The 694-nt window shown below is 49.6% G+C and carries 1 protein-coding gene; it reads left to right on the top strand.

The features are described 5' to 3' along the window. Positions 1-540 (top strand): NYN domain-containing protein (locus H8711_RS13865; protein WP_346728227.1); only part of this gene is annotated, 540 nt, incomplete at its 5' end. Between the last annotated feature and the right edge of the window lie 154 nt (positions 541-694).

Raw genomic sequence — 694 nt, 5'->3', positions numbered from 1 at the left:
ACCGCTACGGCATGGCGGATTCTTGAAAACTACACCCGCATCCCCGTTGAACATATCATGATTGAGCGGATCAAGCAGAACAAATCACTGGTAGACATCAAGCTCACCGCAAGAGCCTGTCAGGAACACTACCAGAAGCAAGTGGATTCCTTCGTCATCGTCTCAAGCGATTCCGACTACTGGGGGCTGATTTCTTCCTTACCGGACGCCAGATTCCTTGTCATGATTGAGAGGGAAAAATGCGGACCGGATATGAAGGCAGCACTTGCAGAATCCGGGATATTCTACTGCTATCTGGATGACTTCTACTCCGGCAACAGCGAGGACATCAAGAAAAACGCACTGTTCAAGGAGATGTACCGCTGGATTGACAACTCCGTTCACCTGAATGTCAACGATATGTTTGATGCAGCTCTGCGAAACACGAGGATCGAAATGTCTCCCGCAGAGCGGCGGCAGTTCTATGAGAAGCACATCAGGCACATGACGCTGACCATCGACGAGAACGGAAACGTCAGCATTGAATTGAAACGCGGATAGCCTTGGTTTCTATTCCGGGAGGAATGTGGATGGACAACAGATTCTATTTTGGATTCAATACATCGGAGGAACGGAAAAAGCGCAGAAAAGCAGAGCTGTACTCCATGAGTGAGCAAGTCAGCACCTTCTTTTGGGATGAAGCCCCGCAGCATGG

The organism is Ligaoa zhengdingensis (genome assembly GCF_014384885.1).
Taxonomy (GTDB): domain Bacteria; phylum Bacillota; class Clostridia; order Oscillospirales; family Ruminococcaceae; genus Ligaoa; species Ligaoa zhengdingensis.
The sequence above is the reverse complement of the archived record's forward strand: the minus strand, read 5'-3'. Positions and strand labels throughout refer to the sequence as shown.